The 22,857-nt window shown below is 58.2% G+C and carries 25 protein-coding genes and 1 pseudogene; 12 read left to right on the top strand and 14 right to left on the bottom strand.

Annotated features, from left to right (window positions below; all coding sequences use genetic code 11):
- Positions 1-6 precede the first annotated feature (6 nt).
- Positions 7-339: a ubiquitination-like system serine protease family protein gene (locus ABIB90_RS30535; protein ID WP_354201972.1), complete on the top strand. Its 333-nt coding sequence runs from the start codon at positions 7-9 to the stop codon at positions 337-339.
- Positions 263-1,111 carry an SDH family Clp fold serine proteinase gene (locus ABIB90_RS30530; protein WP_354201949.1) on the top strand — a complete coding sequence of 283 codons (849 nt, stop codon included), beginning with the start codon at positions 263-265 and terminating at the stop codon, positions 1,109-1,111. The genes ABIB90_RS30535 and ABIB90_RS30530 overlap by 77 nt, the downstream gene beginning before the upstream one ends.
- Before the next feature lie 694 nt (positions 1,112-1,805).
- On the opposite strand, the gene ABIB90_RS30525 is transcribed toward ABIB90_RS30530, so the two are convergent.
- The 3 genes from ABIB90_RS30525 to ABIB90_RS30515 all read right to left on the bottom strand — a co-directional run bounded on the left by ABIB90_RS30525 (position 1,806) and on the right by ABIB90_RS30515 (position 3,227).
- Complete coding sequence (locus ABIB90_RS30525) at positions 1,806-1,982, bottom strand: hypothetical protein (protein ID WP_354201948.1); 177 nt, start codon at positions 1,980-1,982, stop codon at positions 1,806-1,808.
- A 172-nt stretch (positions 1,983-2,154) separates the two neighbouring features.
- Positions 2,155-2,706: a hypothetical protein gene (locus tag ABIB90_RS30520; protein WP_354201947.1), complete on the bottom strand. Its 552-nt coding sequence runs from the start codon at positions 2,704-2,706 to the stop codon at positions 2,155-2,157.
- A 269-nt stretch (positions 2,707-2,975) separates the two neighbouring features.
- Positions 2,976-3,227 (bottom strand): hypothetical protein, encoded by a 252-nt coding sequence (locus ABIB90_RS30515; RefSeq protein ID WP_354201946.1) that lies wholly within the window; start codon positions 3,225-3,227, stop codon positions 2,976-2,978.
- Positions 3,228-3,656: 429 nt separating this feature from the next.
- Here ABIB90_RS30515 and ABIB90_RS30510 point away from each other — a divergent pair, with 429 nt between their 5' ends.
- The gene (locus ABIB90_RS30510; RefSeq protein ID WP_354201945.1) at positions 3,657-5,936 is read left to right on the top strand and encodes a phospholipase D-like domain-containing protein; all 2,280 of its coding nucleotides are present in this window, start codon (positions 3,657-3,659) and stop codon (positions 5,934-5,936) included.
- Between the two features lie 504 nt (positions 5,937-6,440).
- Here the strand turns inward: ABIB90_RS30510 and ABIB90_RS30505 are convergent.
- From ABIB90_RS30505 to ABIB90_RS30490, 4 genes are all read right to left on the bottom strand, one after another.
- Complete coding sequence (locus ABIB90_RS30505; RefSeq protein WP_354201977.1) at positions 6,441-6,704, bottom strand: hypothetical protein; 264 nt, start codon at positions 6,702-6,704, stop codon at positions 6,441-6,443.
- A gap of 135 nt (positions 6,705-6,839) precedes the next feature.
- The gene (locus tag ABIB90_RS30500) at positions 6,840-7,076 is read right to left on the bottom strand and encodes a hypothetical protein (protein WP_354201976.1); all 237 of its coding nucleotides are present in this window, start codon (positions 7,074-7,076) and stop codon (positions 6,840-6,842) included.
- Positions 7,040-7,546, bottom strand: coding sequence for a hypothetical protein (locus ABIB90_RS30495; RefSeq protein ID WP_354201944.1), 507 nt, complete (start codon positions 7,544-7,546; stop codon positions 7,040-7,042). Before ABIB90_RS30495 ends, ABIB90_RS30500 begins: the two co-directional genes overlap by 37 nt.
- A gap of 233 nt (positions 7,547-7,779) precedes the next feature.
- On the bottom strand, positions 7,780-9,438 hold the full coding sequence (locus ABIB90_RS30490) for a DUF6119 family protein (RefSeq protein WP_354201943.1): 1,659 nt from the start codon (positions 9,436-9,438) through the stop codon (positions 7,780-7,782).
- Positions 9,439-10,329: 891 nt separating this feature from the next.
- On the opposite strand from ABIB90_RS30490, the gene ABIB90_RS30485 reads away from it, so the two are divergent.
- From ABIB90_RS30485 to ABIB90_RS30470, 4 genes are all read left to right on the top strand, one after another.
- On the top strand, positions 10,330-10,476 hold the full coding sequence (locus ABIB90_RS30485; protein WP_354201942.1) for a phospholipase effector Tle1 domain-containing protein: 147 nt from the start codon (positions 10,330-10,332) through the stop codon (positions 10,474-10,476).
- 177 nt (positions 10,477-10,653) lie between these two features.
- The gene (locus ABIB90_RS30480; protein WP_354201941.1) at positions 10,654-10,854 is read left to right on the top strand and encodes a hypothetical protein; all 201 of its coding nucleotides are present in this window, start codon (positions 10,654-10,656) and stop codon (positions 10,852-10,854) included.
- A gap of 66 nt (positions 10,855-10,920) precedes the next feature.
- Positions 10,921-11,619 (top strand): SGNH/GDSL hydrolase family protein, encoded by a 699-nt coding sequence (locus ABIB90_RS30475; RefSeq protein ID WP_354201940.1) that lies wholly within the window; start codon positions 10,921-10,923, stop codon positions 11,617-11,619.
- 44 nt (positions 11,620-11,663) lie between these two features.
- Entirely contained in the window at positions 11,664-12,695 is a 1,032-nt protein-coding gene (locus ABIB90_RS30470) for a S1/P1 nuclease (protein WP_354201939.1), read from the top strand.
- A gap of 30 nt (positions 12,696-12,725) precedes the next feature.
- Here the strand turns inward: ABIB90_RS30470 and ABIB90_RS30465 are convergent, their stop codons facing one another.
- From ABIB90_RS30465 to ABIB90_RS30455, 3 genes are all read right to left on the bottom strand, one after another.
- Complete coding sequence (locus ABIB90_RS30465; protein ID WP_354201938.1) at positions 12,726-13,154, bottom strand: hypothetical protein; 429 nt, start codon at positions 13,152-13,154, stop codon at positions 12,726-12,728.
- A gap of 10 nt (positions 13,155-13,164) precedes the next feature.
- Entirely contained in the window at positions 13,165-13,443 is a 279-nt protein-coding gene (locus tag ABIB90_RS30460; protein WP_354201937.1) for a hypothetical protein, read from the bottom strand.
- 64 nt (positions 13,444-13,507) lie between these two features.
- Positions 13,508-14,005, bottom strand: coding sequence for a phospholipase D-like domain-containing protein (locus ABIB90_RS30455; protein ID WP_354201971.1), 498 nt, complete (start codon positions 14,003-14,005; stop codon positions 13,508-13,510).
- Between ABIB90_RS30455 and ABIB90_RS30450 the strand changes: the two genes are divergently transcribed.
- The 3 genes from ABIB90_RS30450 (at position 14,004) to ABIB90_RS30440 (ending at position 15,226) form a co-directional block, all read left to right on the top strand.
- Positions 14,004-14,411: a hypothetical protein gene (locus ABIB90_RS30450; protein WP_354201970.1), complete on the top strand. Its 408-nt coding sequence runs from the start codon at positions 14,004-14,006 to the stop codon at positions 14,409-14,411. The genes ABIB90_RS30455 and ABIB90_RS30450 overlap by 2 nt on opposite strands.
- Positions 14,412-14,495: 84 nt before the next feature.
- Entirely contained in the window at positions 14,496-14,663 is a 168-nt protein-coding gene (locus tag ABIB90_RS30445; protein ID WP_354201936.1) for a hypothetical protein, read from the top strand.
- Between the two features lie 194 nt (positions 14,664-14,857).
- Positions 14,858-15,226, top strand: a complete 369-nt coding sequence (locus ABIB90_RS30440; protein ID WP_354201935.1) for a hypothetical protein — start codon at positions 14,858-14,860, stop codon at positions 15,224-15,226.
- Here ABIB90_RS30440 and ABIB90_RS30435 read toward each other — a convergent pair.
- Both ABIB90_RS30435 and ABIB90_RS30430 read right to left on the bottom strand, forming a co-directional pair.
- Positions 15,171-16,528, bottom strand: a pseudogene (locus tag ABIB90_RS30435) (tyrosine-type recombinase/integrase). The gene ABIB90_RS30440 and the pseudogene ABIB90_RS30435 sit on opposite strands and share 56 nt — an antisense overlap.
- A 245-nt stretch (positions 16,529-16,773) precedes the next feature.
- Positions 16,774-17,433 (bottom strand): hypothetical protein, encoded by a 660-nt coding sequence (locus ABIB90_RS30430; protein ID WP_354201934.1) that lies wholly within the window; start codon positions 17,431-17,433, stop codon positions 16,774-16,776.
- A gap of 295 nt (positions 17,434-17,728) precedes the next feature.
- On the opposite strand from ABIB90_RS30430, the gene ABIB90_RS30425 reads away from it, so the two are divergent.
- Positions 17,729-19,459, top strand: coding sequence for an ATP-dependent nuclease (locus tag ABIB90_RS30425; RefSeq protein WP_354201933.1), 1,731 nt, complete (start codon positions 17,729-17,731; stop codon positions 19,457-19,459).
- The gene (locus ABIB90_RS30420; RefSeq protein WP_354201932.1) at positions 19,449-20,924 is read left to right on the top strand and encodes a UvrD-helicase domain-containing protein; all 1,476 of its coding nucleotides are present in this window, start codon (positions 19,449-19,451) and stop codon (positions 20,922-20,924) included. Before ABIB90_RS30425 ends, ABIB90_RS30420 begins: the two co-directional genes overlap by 11 nt.
- A gap of 113 nt (positions 20,925-21,037) precedes the next feature.
- Here the strand turns inward: ABIB90_RS30420 and ABIB90_RS30415 are convergent, their stop codons facing one another.
- Positions 21,038-22,003 (bottom strand): DUF2971 domain-containing protein, encoded by a 966-nt coding sequence (locus ABIB90_RS30415; protein WP_354201931.1) that lies wholly within the window; start codon positions 22,001-22,003, stop codon positions 21,038-21,040.
- Between the two features lie 17 nt (positions 22,004-22,020).
- Positions 22,021-22,650, bottom strand: a complete 630-nt coding sequence (locus ABIB90_RS30410; RefSeq protein WP_354201929.1) for a hypothetical protein — start codon at positions 22,648-22,650, stop codon at positions 22,021-22,023.
- Positions 22,651-22,857 lie beyond the last annotated feature (207 nt).

Below are 22,857 nucleotides of genomic sequence, written 5' to 3'. Positions count from 1 at the left end.
GTGGATATGGCTGCATTGGCTGCCGCGCCAACCGCTGCGTTGCCTTGGCGAAGTCGAGTCGGCCGACGAGATCCCCGAAAAGCTGCCTCAGCACGCCGCTGTCGTTGTCAGGACTTCAACTCGCCCGAAGTGGGTCGCATTCGATTGCCCCTGCAAGAGCGGCATCGAATCATGCTCAACCTGGATCAAGCCCGTAGCCCCTGGTGGGGTTTATCTAAGGTTGATGGCCCTCTATCTCTTTCTCCGAGCGTGAATTACTATAATGGCCGGCGCAGATGCCACTATTTCGTTAGAAATGGAAAAATTGACTGGGTGGGGGATTCTTTCGGTGATCGATAAAAGTGAGGTGGTCTCGGGGTCAGCGGCAACGACCGAATCGGTTAAGGCTGAACGACCGCTGACAAAGACCCCTATGTATGCAGCGATGAACGCCGGCCGCTATCAAAGGCAGGAACTCATCAAGCGGATCAACGCTGCCGAGCGCACAAACCTTATCTGCTATGTCGGCGGCTTGGAGACTGAGATCGACCGTAACGATGTTATCGGCTTCGTGGAAATGCTCCACAACATCCCGGAAAATTCACCAATCGATCTTCTGCTCAATACCGGCGGCGGCGATGTCGACGCCTGCGAAAAGCTAGTTTCGCTTATACATGCAAAGGCACGCGACAAGGAGTTTAGGGTCATCGTCACGGACCTGGCGAAGAGCGCCGGAACTCTGATGGCGCTGGGAGCCAATAAGATCATCATGAGTGACGCTTCTGAACTCGGCATGATCGATCCGCAATTTCTTATGAGGGATGCGCGCGGAAATGAGCTTTTTTACTCAGTAACGGGCTATTTGGAGGCTTACGAAGAACACTGTGACGCGCTGCGCAGAAATCCTCAGGACCAGGTGGCGCTGCTCATGCTCGATGGCTTTGATGCGCGGACCGTCAAGAAATTTCAGGGTATTCGCGATCGAGTCAGGACGTTTGCGGAAGACATGCTAAAACGCCGCGGTGCGCCCAGCTCGACGATTTCGGCAGGAGCTGATGAGTTCCGCTCGATGGAAAACGCACGGCCAGCCTATCGACTATGCGAACGCCAAGCAGATTGGCCTGCCCATTGAATACCTGCCGCCCACCAACGAGCGTTGGAGCCGATATTGGGAGCTGTACTGTTTGCTTCGGCTGGAAACCCAAGAGGGCAAAAAAATCTACGAATCGGCATACGCTTCGCAGATCGTGTGATCACCAGCTAAGACAGGCGGGGCACCGGCTGCACGAATTGCATCGTCAGGGGCTCGTGCGCCCTGCCATCACTCCAACTCATTGTCAGCCAATTGGTCGAGGCCGGGTACGATATGACGATCCTCCCCCGTCGATATCGTGCTCCACGCAGAAACGGATACTTGCTCTCATCCAGTGGTTCTAGCAGCAGCACGAATCCCAGGCCTAAGATGTTTAGCGTCAGCGCTTCGATGTCCTCTTGGGCGCTTGTCAGCGGCTGTAGCTGGAAGCGCGTATGGTTGAGAGTTCGGTCGCCAGTATTCATGGTGCAATAGAGCCCCGCCCCCTCTGGCCAATGGCGGGGGGCGTCGAGCATGTCCAGTAGCGCTGCGTCGCGTGAGAACGCGCCAGATAGCCGCTCCCTGCCTCTCGCCAGATTTTTCGAGACGCCCGCGGCTTTGGCCGTCTTCAGTAACCAACGTTCGATGTCATGTCCCGAGACAAGCGCATGCCTTGAGTCCGAATCATGCTCTAAAAATGATGAGCGATGCGAAAAAGTATTCGGCCGGATCGTCAAGAAGATGAAGCGCACTGTTATGTTTGGTGCAAAGACAATTCGCTCGAAGGCTTTGCGGCGGTAGAATTTTCGTCTCGCCAGGCGCCAAGGCCGGCAATCGAGAAATCGCCGTCAGCCATTAAAACTCGGATGACCGCATCCGAAATAATATGCTCGCCCGAGATCGGACCGACGCACGAGCCCAGGTCCTTCATGTAGCATTTTCCTACAACTGATCCCGCAGGCAGGGTCTTAAGCCCAAGCACTGCCGGGGATTTGTACCAGTCCTCCTTTGAAATAACACAGCCGTCCAGACCGTGTCGAACCGCACGGGCAAGGACCATTCAAAACGGCCTCTCGTTTTCGCTTCGCCTCACCCACGCTCGATTAGGGTCTCACCCGAGTGTTGTATATGGTGATCCAAGCTTCATGCTCCGCCTTGAGATTTTCGACGAGGACCTTCACCGTCGCTTCGCTGATGGCCTGAGGCCTTCCATGGCTGAATTCGTTTCGACGCTTGTGAATGTCATTGAGCAGGTCGGCAACCGCCAGGAATCCGTGCTCGCGCAGATCGTCGAAATAGCTTGTGCCGAAGAATATCTTGTACAAATCGTAGAGTCGGCTCCCAACCCCAGAATATCGCCTGAGTTGGTCATCCAGCACGCGCTGTGGAAGCTTTCGCATCGCTGAACGGTGAAGTCTCTCGATACGGGTCTCGAAGTAACCCCAGAACAGCAGCACCAAGGCCGCCTGTGCAGATGGACGTTCCGCATCGGCAGAGTGTGCAAACGCTTGAAATTCGACAACCGGGCGCTCCCACTCCCGCTGAAGCATCTGCAGGTAAATGTAGTCTTCATAGCGCCCCTCAGCGCCCACGAAGGTTGCACCGACCCTAATTTCTCGGCCATCTAAGGTTACCTTCTGGGGCGACGTGTCCATTGGGCCCGCACCACATGCCGGGCGAGGCACATGTATCCTCCGAATACCGGGACAATCCGCCCCACACCTCACGTAGCCCGACCAAAGACCAGTCCACGAATCTCCTGGCAGCTCGTCGTACCACATCAGAAAACCCTCGCGTCGATCAGCCCTTTCGGGGATTGGGTGCGCGCATTAGCGATACCCGCGCCTGCGCTTCTCTATCCATTTCGAGATCAAGGCGAGATCAGCCTTACCACGAGTCGGGTAGCCGCGCCCTGAGCGATCGCCTAGCGGCCCTTTAGGCTGAGCGCGACGAAATCGAGGCGGAGATTGCCGCCGTCGCCCCGCCCGCGGTCGAATTCCACCCCAACGCGGCGAACGCCTACCGCGATAAGGTGCGCAATCTGAAAAAGGCGCTGGCCGACTCCGAAGAGGACAGCCGTTTGGCGGCCCATGAGGCCATTCGCGAGATTGTTGAGAAAGTCGTTATCCATCCACGGGGTGCGTACAAGCCGGTGGAAATTGAGATTTACGGCCAACTCGCCGCCCTGCTCAGAATTTCTGAGAGGGCGGCGGCCGATCCCCTAGAGTCTAGGGGGTACTGGTTGCGGGGATAGGATTTGAACGTAAGACCTCCAGGTTGTGAGCCTGGCGAGCAGCCGGGCTGCTTTCCAATGTCAACCGCAGGTCAAGGGGCAAGGAATCCGGCGGATGGGCCGCCCGGGGAAACCGACGCGATCACGCCGCTCGCGTAAGGGCGGAGCAGAACGACTGCAGCAGAGCTAGGGGTATGGACAATCATGGCCCCGGCTGTGATGCGGGACAAAGCAAGCATGAAGGGTGCCCCATGGTTCGGAATGCTCGGAGTGTTACCTCGCATGTACCCAACTTCAGATTGACTCTTCGCACGGTTGAAATAGCCTATCGCTCAGGCAGCATTTTAGATTTTTCATTTCAGGGAGATTTTTATGAACTTGATCAAGCGCGCCGGTGCCTGGTGCAATGGCGAGGTCGCCTACCTCGCATGGGACGTAGAAAAACCGATCAAGGGGTGCGTCGGCTTCATGGTGACGCGCGTTCACGAAACCGGTAGGGATGCAGGCAAGCGCCGGATCCTCCCGACATGGATCGCTTTCACCGACCAGAACAATCCGAACTGGAATGAACAGGACTCCTCCGTCTGGCCCATCCAGAACTTCCATTGGCGAGACCTTACGCTTCGCAAGTCGCGCGACACCACGAAGGTCCGACCGATCGACTTCAGGGTTCACTATGAGATAGTTCCGGTAGCCCTTGCCGACGCAAGTCAGAAACAAGTTCCAATCTCGCCCACGGCGCCTGCGAAAGACGCATTCGGGCAGCCGAGCTACCTCGGGCCCAAGCATCCGCTGGTCGCGATAGGCAGCCCGATCAAGACGAACGCGATCAATGTGACACATACCTACGGCAAGAACGTCAAGGCGACCTTCACCAACGGAATCCTCTCGACGCAAAACCTCGTCCGGCAGCTGGAAAGCGTGAAAAAGGGTCCGCCCAAGAACTCGATCAAGGATGCAAACTCGGACAAACCGGCCGGGCGCGCCAAGGCAGCCGGCCAGAAGGAGACCCACCTCCTCAAAACCCTGAAGGAAGAAATCCGGCGTCCGGATTCAAAAATCCGGGAATTCCTGATGGGAGATGTCTATAAGTTTGTGACCGAATTGGTCGACCGCGCCAGGAAGGAAGGGGGCCAGGTCTATCTGGCGCTGTACGAGCTGCACGACACTCAGCTGATCAAGCTCCTGGTCGACGCCATGAAATCCAAGCTCATTCACGTCATCCTGACGACGGCGGGCAACCTCAATCCCAATCCCAAGGGAGCAGCGAAGAAGGGCGCCAAGAAAGGAGTCTCGAAAAAGAAGGCGGCGAAAGCAAACAAGCTTCCGGTCCTCTGGGACACCGAGAACGACGAACCGCGCGCGCAGCTTCACAAGGCGGCCGGCAAGGACAAGGGTCGGATGATCGACCGAATGTTCAATTCGTCAACGAGAATCGGACACAACAAGCTCGCCGTCTATGTCAAGGGTGACAAGCCGATCGCCGTCATGACCGGCAGTACCAACTGGACTGAAACCGGCCTGTGCGCACAGTCGAACAACTGTATTATCGTCGAGGATGATGCCGTTGCTGCAGACTATTTCGCCTATTGGAACGCGCTGAAGAACGACGAACTGGCTGCTCCACGCGAGGGGGTAACTGTGACGGTGAGAGGCAAGAAGGTCCAAGGTGCCGAGCCGAACTCAAACAAGCAAGGCGCCAAGATACGGGCCGAGAATCAGAAGTCGCGGCAGGCACACAAACTCTCCTCCAGCGGCACCGCCAAGGCCTGGTTCGCCCCTAACACCAAGCAACCGACGGTGCCAAAGAAGAACCCCGGCCGGCCAGCCGATTTGAAGGAGGTCTACGACCGGATGGACGCCGCCAAGAAGGCGATCTATTTCCTCGTCTTCATGCCCGGCCGCTCCGGCGTGAACAATATCATCGGTAAGGGCGCGGCGATCGAAGGCGCCGGCAACAATGACGACGCGGCCGCGGCTATCGCGAGCGCCAGCGCCGGAGACGACGGCGAGAGCGCGCGGTTCGCAAAGAGGCTGACCTCGATTGCCAAAGACCGCTTCGTGCTTGGTGCAATCAGCGATCCGACCGCAATGCCAAATTACAAAGCGCCCAAGAAGGGCGAGAAGAGGTCGCCCGCGAAAAAGCGGGCCATCAAGATGCCGCCGCCCGCGATCTGGTGGCCGGGCGGACCGGGAACCCAGGTGGCGATGGTGCGCGCCGCGGCGGTCCGCATTCCGTTCGGCAATCTTCGGCCTGAATTATTGACGGCAGGACACGCCATCATCCACGACAAGATCGTCGTGATCGATCCCCTCGACAAGAAAAACTGCACCGTCATCACCGGTAGTCACAACCTCGGCTACAAGGCGTCCTATTGCAACGATGAGAATTTCCTGATCATCGAGGGCAACCGCGATCTGGCGGTCTCCTACGCTGTCCACGTATTGGATCTTTATGAGCATTATCTCATGCGCGCCCGCTTGGAGGAGAAAATCCGCCAGGACATCCAAGACGGCAAGCTCACGTCCTACGAGGAAGCCGCCGCACAGGTCGTGCCGCACGGACTGCTTTCACTGACCGACACCTGGCAAAAGGGCAAGCTGGAGAGCAAAGGTCCATCGAGTCTGAGCTACTTCCTAGCCAACGCGTAACCTGGCGGCTTCGGCGGGTCCATTCTCGAAGATGCTGAGGTCTCCGAAAGCTGGCTCGGCACCCAGTGCGAGGTGGTCGAGAAACACCTCGACCGCAAGCACGACCGGATGCGCGAGAACCCGTTCGCGTTCTTGCGCAACCTATTATCGCTAGGCGTGGTACCGGCGCATTCTCTAAACGAACGTATCTGGACGTTTGAGGCCATCGACCCGACCATGCAGAGACATTTCACCCGCAACGAGAGGCTGGAAACATGGGAAGCCATCAGCTGTTAGTGATCTCTTCGGAGGGCACAAGAGCAGGACCAACACATTGAGGACGAAACTCCGAGCGTCCAAAGGAAGGTAGTCCTTCGGCATACATCCCCATGTTTCCATCATGACCTGTCCAGAAGCAATCAGCGAGTGCCATTGCGACAATATTGATGGAAGTAGTTGCAGTTGATGCGCAAAGAGGGGGCGGGCAAGCACAAGCGCAGCGGCGGCGGGGTTCAGTCGTCAAGCCTAGACCCAGCGTGACGTCGTCGCTCGGAGCAGAACGATCTCGCTGTCATGCTTAGCGAACGCGGTGGCGAGCGCTTGTCGTGGCAGCGAGGCCTCACGTTCGAGCAGCAGCGCGAGCATTCGCCGTGGCCGAGGCTTGCGGCCTCGCCGGTCGCCGGTTGCTTCGATGTCGGCGAAGGCTTTGGCCAGACTGAGGGTCAGATAACGCCACTCAAGCTCGTTAGACGTCAAATGTACGGTCGCGGGAAAAACGATCTGCTTCAAGCCAGACTAATCGGCGCAGGCTGCACCAAAATTTCGTCAGAGCCCTTATTCCATGCCGAAACACACCGAATTTCGCTACAAAGCAATTCGGCGAAGCGTCATCCTGCAAGCGTTCCGCGACCCCTTCTTGAATCTCTATTCTTCGTCGTTCAAGCCGATAAACGACTGAAACAGCGTCGCGGCCGTGACTTCATTTCTTACAACGTCCATTTCTGCGGATGGTCCAGCCTTGAAGTGACGGCGTAGCGCTAGACATGCCTGAAAGGTTTCAACCCGCGAAGCGGCGGTTGTAATTTGCCTCAGGGCGGCATGATGGCGATCATAGTCTCCGGCTCTCACCATTTGGGGCAGCATGTCGATGATCGGAAGCACGGTCCCTCCCCCTTCTGCAGCCTTATGAGCGACGATCTGTCCAAGCACGCCACAGAGGAATCCGAAATCAGGGGCAACGCGTATGGCGAAACAGCGGGCACGCTGCGCCGTGGACGATTGATTTGCCTGTTGTTTAACCTCTCCCTCGTGCTTCCGAATGAAGTCGTGTAGGCCATCACGCCCGTTTCAGGATGGCCGCTGTGCTCCTGAAGCTCGCCGAGGGCCCCCATCAGACCGGTGACAAGCCCCTTCGTCAGACCTGCCGCAACCGCCGCGTTCTCCGCGTGCATGGCCCATTGCTCCCATGCGATCTCGTCCGGACCGTCCCTCTCCCGTTTGAGACGCGACAGCGGAAACACCCCGGCGCGATCACGCGCGCCGGCGCCGCTGATCAAACCATCGCGCAGCGCCTGCGTTATCTGCTGAAATACCGGAGCCTCGACCGTGACGGCCCGATAGGCCTCTGGCACGGTGCATTCGGCCCGACCGGGCGAGCGCGATCGATCCGAGCTCCGGCAATCGGCCCGCGACCGCCTGCCACAGGAGATCGTCGACAACATCGAAGTGCGCGCTGATACGCCGTGGCTCGTCCAAAAAGTCCCCCACCCCTTCCGTCACGGTCATTCGACCCGCCGCTGAGGGTCGGGCATCTCCGCGCTTAGCCGATTAAGAAAGCGTTGCCAACTACCGCAGCCACGCAGCTTTAGATTCGCTCTACAAGATGAACTTCCACTGGGAAACCCATCAGTTCAATGCGGCTCGCGACGGCTCGAAGACTCACTTTGCTAAAGAACGGAATGCTCACCGTCCCGGATTTTTTGTATCGATCCCGCATGATCCCGAACACAACGGTAAATTCGCTCGGTACCGGCTTCGAACGCCCATCGGGCAAAATGGCATCAAAGCCAGCCTTCTTCGACTTCGCCTGCCGCTTCTTTACCTCTTTGCGCAACTCGATCCGGAACTGCTCATCTCGGACAAAGGACTCGGCCGACACGACACCCTGATTCCATAGATGACTGATCGGAGCCGACGAGTGCCCGTCCTTCAGATGAATGAATTGCCTGGTCGTCGAAAGAAAATCGCAGGGTTCCAGATTCGCGCCAGGCGCGCCCGCAGGTGAGAGCTTCACCTGATCCAAATTAAGCAAGTTCTTGTGTGCATCCAGCTCCGCGATGAACTCGCGCTCATTCTGAGTGTTGGTCGACGCCACGAACGGCTTTTTCGCCACGAGCTTGAGGAAATCATTCTCTACAGCCGTATGAAATGTCTTATCGACCACGAACCAGTCACCGGCAAACAGGACGTAGGTATTGCCCTTATACGTTAGTTCGTAGACGAAGCAGTCATACAGCTTGCGCTTCTGCTTCTTGTCCCCTCCGCCATCAGCAATGACGCGGATGTCGTGGCTCGCGCGGAGCTCGGCCATATCGGCTATCTCGGCAATTTGTCCGGCCTTGAGCTCCTCGACATAATCCTCGATCGCGATTTGCCCGTAGGCTTGCTTGCGACCCGATTTTAGGCCGATCCCGAAATACCCCACCTCGACGCTCTCTTCCGGGCTCAATATATCCGGCAAGGTGATGTGAAGGTCCGATGCGTTCCCCTTCACCAATTCTTGTAGCTCGGCAAATACGGCCGCGTCGAGTTGCTCGATAAGATCTTGCTGGCGAACCGGCGTCACGAAGTCGATAAAGCCGAAATCCTCCCTGTAATCCGTTGCGTGATAGAGCCTGAGAGCCGTTTTGCATTTCTCGACCACATCGGCGGGAGACGTCTTGGTGTGTAGCGTCAGAGCGTCTTTTCCAGCAAGAGATCTTGCGAAAGAATTGTCCCTCGGCGATCCTGCGGCAAGCCTCAAAAGGTCGCGGTCAACGTCAATGCCGAATCCTCGCAGGTCGGCGTCCCGACTTGCCTGGATGCGCTTTTGAAATGTTGTGGCATCAAGCGTCGCAATATCCACGCTGCGCAGATTCGAGCGTGCGACTGCATTCAGAACGACTTTCAGACCGAAGCTTCTTTCGAAGGCGTCGGGATCAAGCGAATGATGACCCGTTCCGAACGTAAGCGCTACTGTGCGCGTCGCCTTTCGCTTGTCCTCGGGCGGCACATCCAAGAACAACACAGCCGCACAGCTCTGGTTTACCAGCGGCCGGAATTCCCCAACGGCAAAATCACGGACGAATTTGAACCAGGCCGGCGATACCGCCGGCGCCTGACCAACAAATAGCCTTCCAGCTTCAGATGCCCGCTCCTCAAGCCCATGGTCGTCTCGGAGCGACTCATCAATGCTTTGCCCCTCTCGAAGAAGCCTTACGGAAAGGCTCATCGACTTGTTTGTTCTTTCATCCTCGTCAGCCATTCGCGCCCCCTGCCCGTTGCTCGCAGCGAGGACACCTGGATTGACCCAATGTGGAGTGGAAGAACCTGCTCTTACTAATCTGCATTGACAGTCTTGAGCCTGCCCAAGCTAGCCGGCTCCGCGTGGAGATCCCTAGCGAGGATTTTCACTCTTCCCCTCTTCCTAGGGTTGTCTATGGCGCGAACCGGCGGCTTGTTCGCCTTCGCCATGCCTCACAATCCATTCATAGCAGTCATTAAATATACACAACTTACTGTTTATGCCCTGAAAAAGGGGCAGGTCTGCGCCACTTGAGAACCGGCTGGGCCAGAACTCTTTGAGCGACTGCGCTGTTGGCCCACATAGTTCGCTCAAGCCGGCCGGCCAATCGTCAGCTACTCGACGTTGACCGATACTCCATCATCTTCAGCCATTCTACCAAAGTAGCCGAGGATCGGCGCAGATTATATGCAATTTTTGCTCGTATCGATTGAAATGCGCCGCCGACCTGTGCCACACTATCGCTGTAGTTGAACCGCGCGCGGAAACGCGCATGTGCGATTTCATGCCGATGCAATTGAAGCGATCCACGTTTTAACAGCGTAGAGCCGATGGATGTTTGGCGCTGCTTGAGCCCATGCGCGAGCTTTTCAAGTGAAACTTTCCGAATGCCGCACACATTGCGAAGCCCTCGCGAAGCGCTCAGCCAATCAACACTCGTCCCGGGTCCCCGACCCGCAAAAAGCACGAACGAGAGCGAAGCCGCGGTTGGAAGTGAATCCTTGATTTGCAATTCGACTTCGTGAGAACGCGACAGCTAGGGACGTAACATGGAAGAAGAACTTACTGGTTCGCATCAGCAGCCTAGGGCCGTCGAAGAGGGGATCGCTCTGTCGCTTCGGGCGGCCGCGAGTGCCCTGGTCGCCGACGGCGGAGAAACAAGATCAGCGCGATGCCCAAGGCAATCTGTTCTTTGAACAAGTGTGGTTTCCCGGCGTACATGCCGATATCGGCGGGGGCATCTGGAGAACGAAGCCAGGCTCTCCGACGTGGCTCTGAACTGGATGGTCGCGGGCGCGTCGCTGATTCCAGACGGGCTCAAGCATGACGGCGGCGTCCACCGTGTTTCCCCGAACCCTACCGGCCAGCAACACAACGAGCAGGCCGGTGGATTCGTGAAGGCCGGGGGTGCGTCAGCTTCCAGTGGATCCAAACACCGGTGCGTCAAGCTCGCCAATGCACAAATCGGTCTATCGGCGGTTCGAGGCCGGTCCGGTGCTGCTGTTCGACCGCATGGCGGCGTACATTCCCGACAACATGCGAGTCCACGTGGACTTCAGGCATTACTTCGATCGAAGCGCCCCGCAGCCGCCGAAATGCATCGCCGACGACATCGAGCTCAAATGGGAGAAGGCCAACCATGTCGGTCGCCTCTAGCGTAATCGCCCCGTCACATTTCGACGCCAAATTCCATCGAATCTCTCGAGCGCGTAGCTGAACCTCATGCCCGCAGTCGATCAGACCGCCATTCAGGCCCAACTGAAGCGGTTTCAGTACCACATGCGGTGGCTGTCGGGACGCTTGGCTGGCGTCGGAGCGATCAAGATCGTGGCCATCGGCTCGTCGACCACGGCGGGTGAAGGCGACATCGTACCCTATCCGCAGCGTCTCGAGCGGGCGCTGCGCGCAAGCTTTCCGGGCAGGAATTTCGATGTTCTCAACCGCGGCGTCGGCGGTGAAGAAGCTCCGGACGAGCTACGAAGGATTCAGGGAGACGTACTCGGAGAGAAACCATCGGTCGTGGTATGGCAGGTTGGTACTAACGCGGTTTGGAAGAACCAGGATCTCGACGCCACCGCCGGCGCGATCCAACGCGGTCTCGCGATATTCGCAAATGAATTGATGGACGTCGTGCTCATGGATCTTCAGTACGTGCCGGCCGTGCTCACTCCGCCAATGGAGGAGCGAGCACACCGAATGGTGGCATTGATTGAGACGGCAGCGAGCCGGGCCGGCTTCCCGGTCAACGTGTTCCACCGCTTCGCGTTGATGAAGCAGTGGCATGAGGCAGAACGGATCTCCTTTGACCGGATGGTCGATCCCACCGATCCCGACCGCCTCCACCACAGTGACTGGAGCGCCCGCCGGATGGCAGAGGCGCTCGCCAACACGATCGCGATCGCCGCGACCGTGGGCTCATGAATGGAACGAAGTGTTGCACTTTTTCCCACGCGAGGATCCCGATCATGGCTAGAATTGCCGCCACCATTGTTGTGCTCTTGAGCCTCTTCTTGGCAAAACCCGCGTCCGCTTGGGGACCCGACGGACACCGCTTGGTCGGGTCGATTGCCGACCAGCTCCTGACCCCGAATGCTAAGCAGCAGGTGAAGACCTTGCTGGGCGTCGACCTACGGCAAGCCGGGCCATGGCTCGATTGTGTGAAGAGCGTGCACAGGCAAAACGATGGCAGCCTCGCCTACGTCGTGGATCCCCAGTACGAACCTCCCTGCACCCCCTTCGCGAACGACCGCAACGCCATGGTCGATTACGCCGGCCGAAACTGGATCGATTGCGTCTATCCGGAAGGAGCGAGCGCGACCGCCAATCTTGGCTGTCACAATACGTACCACTTCGACGACGTGGCCGTTCAGCGCAACAAGTTCGATCGAAACTATGCGGGTACCAATGATCATGATCTGGTCGCGGCTACCAACGCCGCGATCGCCGTGCTGCTTGGCCGGCCGGCTCCGCCGCCCTTCGACATCAAAGACAAGAAAGAGGCTCTGTTCATACTCGCTCATCTCGTGGGCGACATGGCACAGCCGCTTCATGTCGCTGCGCCGTACCTCGATCCCAACGGAAGCCTGGTTGATCCGGACGTCACGCACACGATCGACCCGTCGACCGAAACCGCGGGCGGCAACTGGATCCACGATAAAGGCATCACCATCGGAAACGACGCGTTCCATCATGCCTGGGACGACACCCCATCCGATCTGGGAAACACCGCCCCGCTGGCTTTGGTGAACGTCGCAAAGGCCGTTCCGGCCGATACGGACCGCATCGAGAACTGGTCAGCAATTTGGGCCACGGACACGATCGCGGTGGCGAAACAGGCGATGTCGAATGTGACCTACACGAAGATAGGTCCCAGGAAGTGGACGATCTCCTTCTCGGATCGAGCCGCGTACCTTCAGTCGGCGGATGCTATCAAGCGACAGCAGCTTGCCAAGGCGGGAGCCCGTCTCGCCGAGATCGTGAACCACGTTTGGCCCTAGCCAGAAAAACACTTTCGCGGGAACGATCCGTCAATCTTCGTACTCGGCAGCCGAGGGCGGCTCTTTGGGAGACGGCTCGGGCGTCGTCGTATTCCGCTTCTTGATCCGCATCGCCGGGGTAGTCGCATAAAGATCACGCGGAGAGGCCTTGTCGAGGTCCTGCAGATCACGATAGTTGGCCAAGAAATCCAGGATGCTCGGCCTCAGTGGCGGTGTGTCTGGCGGCGCTCGAGGTTTTGAGCTTGCGGTCAAGGTCGAGCTTGGTGAGCTCGATTGCATGCTACGCCATTCGACCTCTCTATCTTGTCTGTCGCGCGCACCTACGACAAATTTGGTGATCACCCCGGTAATGACGCCAACGATCACGGCGGCGGTAGCACTTACGACGGCTGCTACGGCCGTCAACGTAATCGGCTGCAGCTTAGACAGCTCTTGAAAAAACTCTTGAAGCGCGCTCATGGAGAGGATCTCAGGCTGACACGGCTCCGCCCGCCTGACCTTCCGTTTTGCCGACAATGAATTTCCGTTCCAGGACCTTTCCGGTCGAATCCTTGGCGATCACGACCAATTCTGCCCCGCCCACGCCCTGCGGCATCCGCATTTCTTCGTGATACGGTGGGTCGGGACAATCGCTATCGTGCACCACCTTCCCGGTCAGCCGGACGGTAATGCGGGTTACGCCGATGCCACCCAGGATCGTGAACCGGAAATTCCTGCCTTCGACGGGCGGTTTTGCATCCAATTCCACTCGTGAAACCATTCGCTAGTCAAGGGATATCGTACCACTCAGCGTGGCAGTGCCTTATTGAACGCTACTGTGGACACCATATTGCCAAGTGCTTCTTGCGCGAAGCGGATAGATAGCGGCCCTGCCACGCGGGATCGTCCGATAAGTGCGACCACGGTACCTTGCCCTGATCGAACTGCCGCTTGACGTAGGCACGCCAGGAATAGTGCTCGTAGGTGGCAAGACAGGCGACGCTGTACGCCTCCGCCAGAGATCGATTGCCGTGCACCACGACAAAATTGTCGTCGTTCTGCTCGCTGGCGGAGGCGGAAAAGTTATGGGATCCGGTGACCACCTTGCAGTCGTCTGAAAAAGGGTCGATCACGATCATTTTGGAGTGCGTAATCGCATGGCCGACGCCCGGGTCGCGGCTGCGTCTTCGATCCCGAGATGAGATCCGTGCTTCCGAACGTCGAGGAGAGCTTTGGTTTTGCGGAGACACAAGTCGTCTCGTTTTCCGACCTCTACGCGGGGAAAATCGTCGCCCCCTCGACCGCCAACATCCTCGCGATCTTTTTGACATCCGCGATCTTCTGGCGAATGAGGGCATCACCGACGATCTAAGGCGCGCTTTCATCGTCTATCTCATCAGCCATGACCGGCCGATTTCGGAGGTTGTGGTGCCGCGGCGAAAGGATATTCGCCAGGAATTCGAGCACGGCTTCGAGGGTATGACTGCAGATCCGGTCTCGCTGGATGAGCTATTGAAGGCCCGCGAGGACTTGATTGCCGAGGTATCTGGAAAGATGCCGAAGGAGCATCGGGAATTTCTGATCGGATTCAAGCGCGGGAAGCCAGATTGGGCTCTGTTGGGCGTGGGTGGAGCGGCAGAGCTTCCCGCAGTCCGTTGGAAGCAGATCAATCTTGATGAGCTGCGTGCCGCAGATCGCGAAAAGCTTGTGGCTCAGTTGATCGCAGTTCTCAATTGAGGACCATGAACGTGACGTCCGTCGACACGATCATCTGCTGTTCGGCGGGGTATGGCCTGCGGCATGAGGCCTCCGAGCCAGTCCATGCTCGCGCGGATGTCAAGCGTCTTCGGCGCGCTGTTCGACCGCGCGCAGAATGCCTCGATCCACCGACTGCACGAGGCGCAGCGCTCCGGGCAGATCAACACTTCATTTTTTCCTATCTCGGCCAACTTGAACTTGCCGACCCCAAAGGCTGGGCGCTTGTTCTAACCTAGATTATCCCGGCGCCCCCGGGCTTGGGCAAGGATTTTGATTAACCGGGAAGTCCTCCGAAAACAGGCACGATTCGTCCTATTTGTACGACAAAGCTACCCAGCAGCCATACCTGCGCTCTCGATTTCTGTATTGCTGCTGACGTCTGCTATCTTATTGCCTCAAACCGGATCAGGGTTTGGGGCGGAGGCATGAACGGTGAAGACGAAAAGCCTCCGACCGAGGCAATAGGGTCGCCAAGTAGTGCCGAGATGCCGCCTGCCACAAAGCGGCGTCGCAAGAATCGTGGCGTGCCGCCGCCCGCGACGTTCGATATCGATGCGCTGCCGGCCAGCTCCAATTTAACTGCATTAGAGGCGGCCGCCGTTATCCGGCGCACGCCTGGCGCACTGGAGCAGTGGCGGCGTGATCCGAACCACCCGCTGAAATGGCGCTACGTCGATGGCCGCCCGCTTTATCGTGTCGATGCGGTGCGCGACTATCTGGCCAGATCCGATAAGACCACTAAGCTGCCCCAGCCGCATAATGCTCGCGGAGACGGCCGAGCAGCTCGGCCTTGATGGGGTCGAGCGGATTTGTCCGCTGCAGCCGCACCACCTTACCGACCCGTTCCGCGCCGACTAACTGCGCGATGTAGTCATGAGCCGCTTCGAACGCCATGTTTCGGATGATCCACTGTTCATCGTGATTGTAAACCTGATCGATTCCACGCGGCTTTTGCCCCACACACAGCCGCTGGATTTCGTTGTCGTAGCCGCAACGAGACATGATGGTTCGCAAGCTCCGCCTTAAGTCATGCATGGTGAACTTGGCGACATCCGCTTCCTTGATCAGACGGTTGACCATCTTGGTGAAGCCCGACATCTGGCCGCCGGTCTTTGGTGATGGGAAGACATAGTCGGAGGTTGCCCGCTGGAAATGTTTCGCGGCCGCGAGCACCTCGTCAACGAGATGGGTACGCGGCACGTCGTGGTGCAGGCCCATCTTGGTCCATATGGCATCGAAGGTGATGCGGTCGTCCATGACGTGCTTCGACCACTCGATCATGGTTGGCTCGCTGCGGCGCGGGCCGCCCAGTAGGCACATCCGTACCAGAAGCCCGAAAGTCCCGAGCTTGCCGGATGCCTGCCAGACCTTGATGATCTCCTCATCGCTCAGCGCGCGGCCCTTCGTTCGGCGCCCAACTCTCTGCGCTCGGGTTTCCTTGGGCGCGCGATAGCCGGCGAGTACGTTGTGCTCCACGTAACCCTCGCCGACGCACCATTCGAGGAAGGTGTGCGTGTGCTTGCGCACGTCCTTGGCTGCGCCGCGCCTACCGGTCTTGGCGATCTTGTCCACCGCCGCCATGATTTGCCGTCGCGTCAGCGCGCCGATGGCGAGATCGAAATGATCCTTCAGACCGCGTCGCAGCGCCGACATTGCCGGTTTCCAATTGACGACCTGGCGTCCAGTCAGGGACGTTTCGTAGGGGCCATCTTCAATGATCAGGGGGCCAGCGTGGTGCACTGCCTCTCTGCCAGCTGTTGCCGCTTTGCCTCGCGTTTGGCCTCGTTCGGATCGACCCCAATGACTACCTCGCCGGCGGCGACGGTAGCGGCCTTGCGCGCGGCCTTCTCATTGAACTTGGGCCATGCGCCCAGCGTCTTGCGTTGGGTGCCTCTCGTCCCAGGCTTGGTGAACAGAAAGACCCAGGTCCGTCCACCAGTCGCGCGCATCCTGATGGCAAGCCCCGGCTGCTCTGTGTCGTGCAGATAGAACTGCGACTTGCCCGGTGGCAGCGTGGCTGCACGTATCGCCGCGTCAGTGAGCCTCAGGTAGTTCGTCGTCACTTCGGCTCTGAGACCCTTCTCGCTGTTTCCCATCGTTTGTGCCCTAACTTCTTGTGCCCTGGGACACGTCGAAGGAGACCCAAGAAACGGATCACAAACCGTTCCCTCCACGTTCCCAGCTCTGTTGTGCCCCACGGGAAGATTCACGCAGGGCACGGCAGGGGCATACAAAATGTAGCAAGGCCAGCTATGGCCTCCTATGGGCCATCATGGCCGCAAATCCCTGCGCTGTAAGGACTTTTGCAATAAAACTATGGCTTGATTAGGTTAGCTAAGGCCTACGGATTGTGGTTCCACGAGGAAATCGCGACCGCCCAATCGTGTCGATCAGCCCATCCCTTCTGCTCGCGAGTGATGCCGTGGGCATAAGGCTCATTGGTGCGGATGAAGGTCTTCGCTGCGGGGTCGAACCACGCTGCATCGTGATCGGAGCCCGGCATCCGATGCTGGACTTGTCCCCTGGGGAAAGATCGTTTCGCCTTTGACGGGACCAATCGGGCTGCCTCAATAAACTGAATAGTCCTGGCAGCCTCGCACGCCGCCTCCCGCGCCGCCTCCTGCGACGACGCGGTATATGTGTCTGCGAGATGATCAGGACCTTCTCGACGCATCGTACCGAGCCCCCCGCGATCTTTGTATTGCGCCGGCTTAACAAGCGCGTCCAGAGGTCCGCCGAGCGGCATTTTCAGGATCTCGCAGCCCGTAACCTTCGTCGTACGATCCCGCCAAAGAACGGAGATGTACAGTTCGACCGATGGCCCGGCGGCTCCGAAGCCGTCTCCAAGCTTGCGCAGTGCGTGCTTGTAATTTTCGAAGCCGGCCGCCTTTGATGCCTTGTCCAAGGCGACAGCATGCTGAATGCCGTCGGACTTCTTGAATCGCTTGGCGAGCTGCTTGATGCCCTCAATAGAGGACGGACGAATGTGATCGTTCGACACGTCAGGTCTCCCGGCCCTTAGCGAAGTGTCGCCCGTCAACCACCTCTCGAGCCCGACATGACATGGCGGGAACGATTGATCTGGACAGCGCCTCAACGGCTTCGCTACGACGGGCGGCAGGCTCCTGCCGGGAGCCGAGTCGAGGATACCACAACCGAGCTTTTCGCGAAAGGATGCACCCCAGGATGCGGGAGGACCTCAGGTTGCGCTACTGTATTACCTCTCCTGGAGGGACCCGAGATCGTGGCAATCTCAAACTGAAGGACAGGTTGTGCGGTACGGCCTGGGGGAATGAATGCGCATCGTCTACTTGGAAGTAGAAAATTTCCGCGGCATCAAAAGGCTGAAATGGGCACCATCCCCCGGCATGAATTGTCTCATTGGCCCCGGGGATTCGACCAAGACCACCGTGCTGGACGCGATCGAGCTGTGTCTCAATCCCAGGTCCTACATTTTTGCCGACGACTGCGATTTCTTCGATCTCGACATCAAGGCACCGATCCGGATCTCCGTAACGCTTTCTGACCTGCCGCCGCACTTCAAGGCCGAAGATCGATATGGGCTCCACCTCCGCGGCTGGGATGTCTCGGCCAAAAAAATCATCGACGAGCCGGGAACAGGCTTGGAGGAGGTGCTCTCGATCAACGTCGTTATCGATCAGACCTTGGAGGCCCGGTGGTCGATACATAATGACAGGATCGACACGCTCGATAGCGATCCACCGACGGTCCGGTTCAAGGACGCCAGGCAGCTCGCGACAAACCGCCTCGGCCCCTACGCAGAGAGACACTTGGGTTGGGGTCGGACCTCTGTGCTTACTCGCATCGGCGAGGCAGGTGATGGCTTCAGCCTGCAGCTCGCGGAAGCGGCCCGTGCCGCCCGTTCGTCGTTCAAAGCTGGCGACCGAAATGTCTTCAAGAGCGCAGTCGATCGAGCGGAGGAGCTGAGCAAGCTTTTCGCAGTGCCGGTGCGGGGCAAGTTTACGGCGGAGCTCGACGTACAAGGTGTCAGCATCACTTCAGGCGGCATCTCACTTCATGATGGCGATCTGCCATTACGCAGGCTCGGCACAGGCTCCGCACGTCTCCTTGTATCCGCTCTCCAGCACGACGCCGGTCCTCCACATATTGCGATCATCGATGAGATCGAGCACGGCCTTGAGCCGCATCGTATCGCGCGCCTACTGCGATACCTCAAGGCGCCCAGAGCCGCCCCTAACGCGGCTCAGCCTCAGATATTTGCAACCACACATTCCCCGGTCGTGATCCGCGAGCTGACTGCGGCCGATATCTTTTCAGTCCGGTCCGATGCCGGCATCACGACCGTCAAATCCGTTTCTGCCTTTGCAAGGGATTCCGACACGGCACAACGCCATCTCAGAGGAAATCCCGAGGCATTCCTCGCCCGCAAGATCTTGGTTGGTGAAGGTCGTACTGAACAAGGACTCGCCCGCGGTCTGGATGAATGGTGGCAGGCATCCGGCAAGGACTCATTTGCCTTGCAAGCGACTGTCGCAATCGATGGGGGAGGCAAGGACAATGCGCCCCTTGTCGCCGAACATTTGCGCGACCTTGGCTATGAGGTCTGGCTTCTCCTGGATTCCGACGAAGAGCCGAATGCGACAGATCTGGAACGCGCCAAGGGGAAAGGCGTGGTTGTTCACCAATGGCCTGACAGGTGCTCGACGGAAGAACGCCTGTTTCTCGACCTCCCCTGGGCTTGTGTACGCTCGATGATTGCACTCGCCATTGAATTCAGCAGCATGGAGAGCGTGAGAGCCGTCATCGACAACGCCCTATCCGCAGCTGGGCTTCCTACTGCCACAGCGGTCAGACTCGGCAGTGACCGCGATACCGCGCTGGTCCGACGCATCCTCGGCAAGGTCGCGAACGACAAGAAATGGTTCAAAACCATCGAGCGCGGCGAACGGCTGGCCGCGCTGATCGGGCCTCTTCTTGGCGCGATTTCCGACAAACCTCTCAGCGGAGGTATTGCCGCCATGAGGAAGTGGGTCGATGGCAAATGATGACGATATTGCGCGGCTCGCTGTTAGCATCCGTCGTGGCAGCATTGTCGCTGCAGCTGGATGCGGAAAAACGGAACAGATTGCACTGGCCGTCGGAATCTCTGATGGGCGCCGGCTGATCCTCACGCACACGCATGCAGGTGTTGATGCCCTGACCAAACGCCTTCGTAAGCACCAAATTCCGACCGCGAAGTACCGCATCGACACCATTGCCGGATGGTGCTTGCGATTTGCAGCATCCTTTCCACAACGTTCGGGGTTCGCTGGGGTTGTGCCGACAACAAGCGCCCACTGGGACGATGTCTATCATGCCGGCGCGCGCCTGCTCGATAGCGGCGCTGTCGACGGCGTCCTGCTCGCATCCTATAGAGGATGCTTCGTCGACGAATATCAAGACTGCACCAAACAGCAGCATCAAGTTGTTTCACGGCTCGCCAACCTTCTGCCGACTTGCGTGTTCGGCGATCCATTGCAAGCGATCTTCGATTTCGGAGATCAGCAACCGGTCGACTGGGATAGCGACGTATTCCCGCTGTTTGAGCGTTCGGCCGAGCTTCTGACGCCATGGCGCTGGAAGAACGCGGAAAATCTAGAATTGGCCGAGTGGCTGCAGGGCGTCCGTACCGCCCTTGAGAACGGCAACGATCTCGACCTGCGATCAAGACCAGGATGTGTAACTTGGACGTTTCTGCCCGCGGCAGCTCAAGGCCGTCAGAGAACCATCGTCGGGGAATGCCTCGCTTCCATGCGCGACCCCGTGCAAGGCAGCCTGATCGTCATTGGCGACAGCACAAGCGAGAACCGGCGTTCCGCACTGGCACAAAAACTTGCCAAACAGGGTTTTGGCAGCCTCGAAGCGATCAGTTGCAAGACCCTCTATGCCGCCGCCAAGACGATCGATCGGACGACCGGGTTGGCCCGAGCAAAAGCAATCGTCGACTTCGCGTCCAAATGCCTGACGGGCCTCGAAAGGGCGGAGCTCCTCAAAGCGCTCGGAGCCCGCCAGCAAGGTCGGCGCCTGGGACAGGCCAAGTTCAGTTCGCTATTTCCACTCAGCGACGCCGTGATCTCCAGCGGTTCGGAAGCGAGCATTCTCGCCCTTCTGCAAACGCTCCACGACAGACCCGGGGTTTATCTGTATCGTCGTGAGATGTTCTATGCGATGCGATCAGCCCTGCAATTGAAGGCGACGCGCCAACTTGCCACGCTGAGCATCGCGATTTGGGAAGTTCAAAATCGGATGCGGCATGCGGGGCGTCGCCTCGGGAACCGAAGCATCGGCAGCACGCTGCTGGTGAAGGGCCTGGAGTTCGAACGCGCGATCATCATCGCAGAAGACGCGATGACGAGGAAGGATTGGTACGTCGCACTGACCCGGGCGACAACGAGCATTCGGATCATATCCTCGGCGGAGCGATTCCTACCGTCACGGCATCAAATCGAACGTAGCCGCAGCGCTCTATAACCAGGTCGGTGACCGGAGGAGATCTATCGATGTATGCTTTGCACGTAGGTTGAGTCTCGTCTCCGTACATGCTGAGGAGTTTCGGCATACGGACCTTAGCGAAGGCAGAGCCATCAGGACGGCTGCCCCTCCCTCTGGGCAGCGGCGATGGATTGGAATGCTTCGTGGATGTCACGAGATCGCCTCGGAAAAACGGCCCTCATTTCTCCGTCTTCCAGCGGATATTTCTTCAAATTGAAGGTCCCGTGGAGTTCGCGCATTTCATAAAAACGAACGGGGCGTTGCCTACCATCCAGGGCCGTAACGATGGCGTACTTTACGGCTTCCTTGCAGCGCATTCCGAAAATCACCTCTTCGAGCTCCAGCAAGGAACGCTGCACTCCGCGCTGTCCAATCAAACGCCATTCCTGCTCGTATCGCCAGCTCGCCGCCTTTCGCAACAGGACGGCCTCGTCGACCTGACGACGAGCGTCCTTGTCGCCGTCGAGCATCGCCAAGATCTTGCTGGCATCGACCAGCCGCGTGCCGCCGTACTTTACCTTATGGAGATGATCGAGCGCGTCGGACGGCACCGAATACCCGATGCAAACACCGTGATGCTGGTCACCATAGTGGCTCCACATCAACGGGCAGGTGGCGCGCTGAGCCATGGATACAATGCCCTTGTCGTATTGCAGCAGCAGCTCCTTCTCCAGATAGTTGCCGAGCAGAAACTGAAGGGGATCATCTATTTCATAGCTTGGGTCGGTCGCGTTGTAGCTTATTTCCGAGATGACCTGATCGGCCTGTAGGCGGCTAAGTCGATCGATATGATCCAGGGTTTTCGGACCTTTGTACCTGATTGTCCGGGCCGCGGCTTTCATCTCCGCGCTCACGCGCCGCTCGACGAGTTGGCGTAACGCGCGCTCGAGATCTGAGGCAGGAAGATCGGTGTTGAGCGACGGCCGAGTATCGAGCGGATCATTGAATGTGCTCGGATCGGCATAAAAGAGATTGTCCGCAATGATCATATCGAGTGTGAGATTATTGAACGCGCGGTATTTAAACAGCCGCCCCGGAATGCTTTGTTTTTTGGCCATTGCTCCCCCTTGATCGGCTATTTGGGTCCAGAGTTCTGAACCACCTGAAAATAGTGTTCCACGTTGTCGCCGGTCAGCATCACCTTCTCCGCCCAATCGATATTCATGAAGGGCTTGCCGGTTGCTGGATGAATGGAGTCAGGGTCGAAATCACCCTCGAACAGATCGCGGCGAAGCACATAAAGCTTTCGCGCATATTCGCTGTTATGCTTGAGGCAATTGACCAGAAGCCTCAATTCCTCGAGGCCCGCTTTGTCGATGACAATCAACGCCTCTGTCAGTGCGGCAACCAAATCGGCATGGTTTGGCTTCTTTCTCGCCTGCGGCACCCATCGCCGCGCACCGCGCTCCCATAGGTGGTAGATTACGACCACGAACGCCTTTCGAACTAGGAGGAGCGCGGCTTCGGCCTCCAGGCGGCGCTCTCCGAACTCTTCGCCGTAGTGACGTCCGGCGCCGGTTTCCTCATCATACTCTTCCCACTGGGCCGAGCCCGCATCGACCCTACGCTGAAAGTCGTCCGCCTCCTGTTTCACGTCCTCCAGCTCCTGGAAAAAGGGAGCGCATGCGGCATGAAAGGCCGCGCGCATCTGGCGGATACGATGATCAAACAGGGCACGACGCATTGTTTTCAGGATGAATGTCATGGGCAACCGGTGTCGAGCGGGGAGCGGGCGTCCGCTTTCAAAGGGCTCGTAGAATTGAGGGGCAGCTCAAGCGAGCAACCCTGCGACAGGGAAGACTCGCTTCGGGCGAGGTCTGCCGCTCGAAAAGATCCCTCCCCGGACGGCTATCAAACCGAACGCCCTTGTAGAATATACAGCATTGTTGTATATTACAGCAGTGATGGAGGC

The sequence above is a fragment of the Bradyrhizobium sp. JR4.1 genome, assembly GCF_040548605.1.
In the GTDB taxonomy this organism is placed as follows: domain Bacteria; phylum Pseudomonadota; class Alphaproteobacteria; order Rhizobiales; family Xanthobacteraceae; genus Bradyrhizobium; species Bradyrhizobium canariense.
The sequence above is the reverse complement of the archived record's forward strand: the minus strand, read 5'-3'. Positions and strand labels throughout refer to the sequence as shown.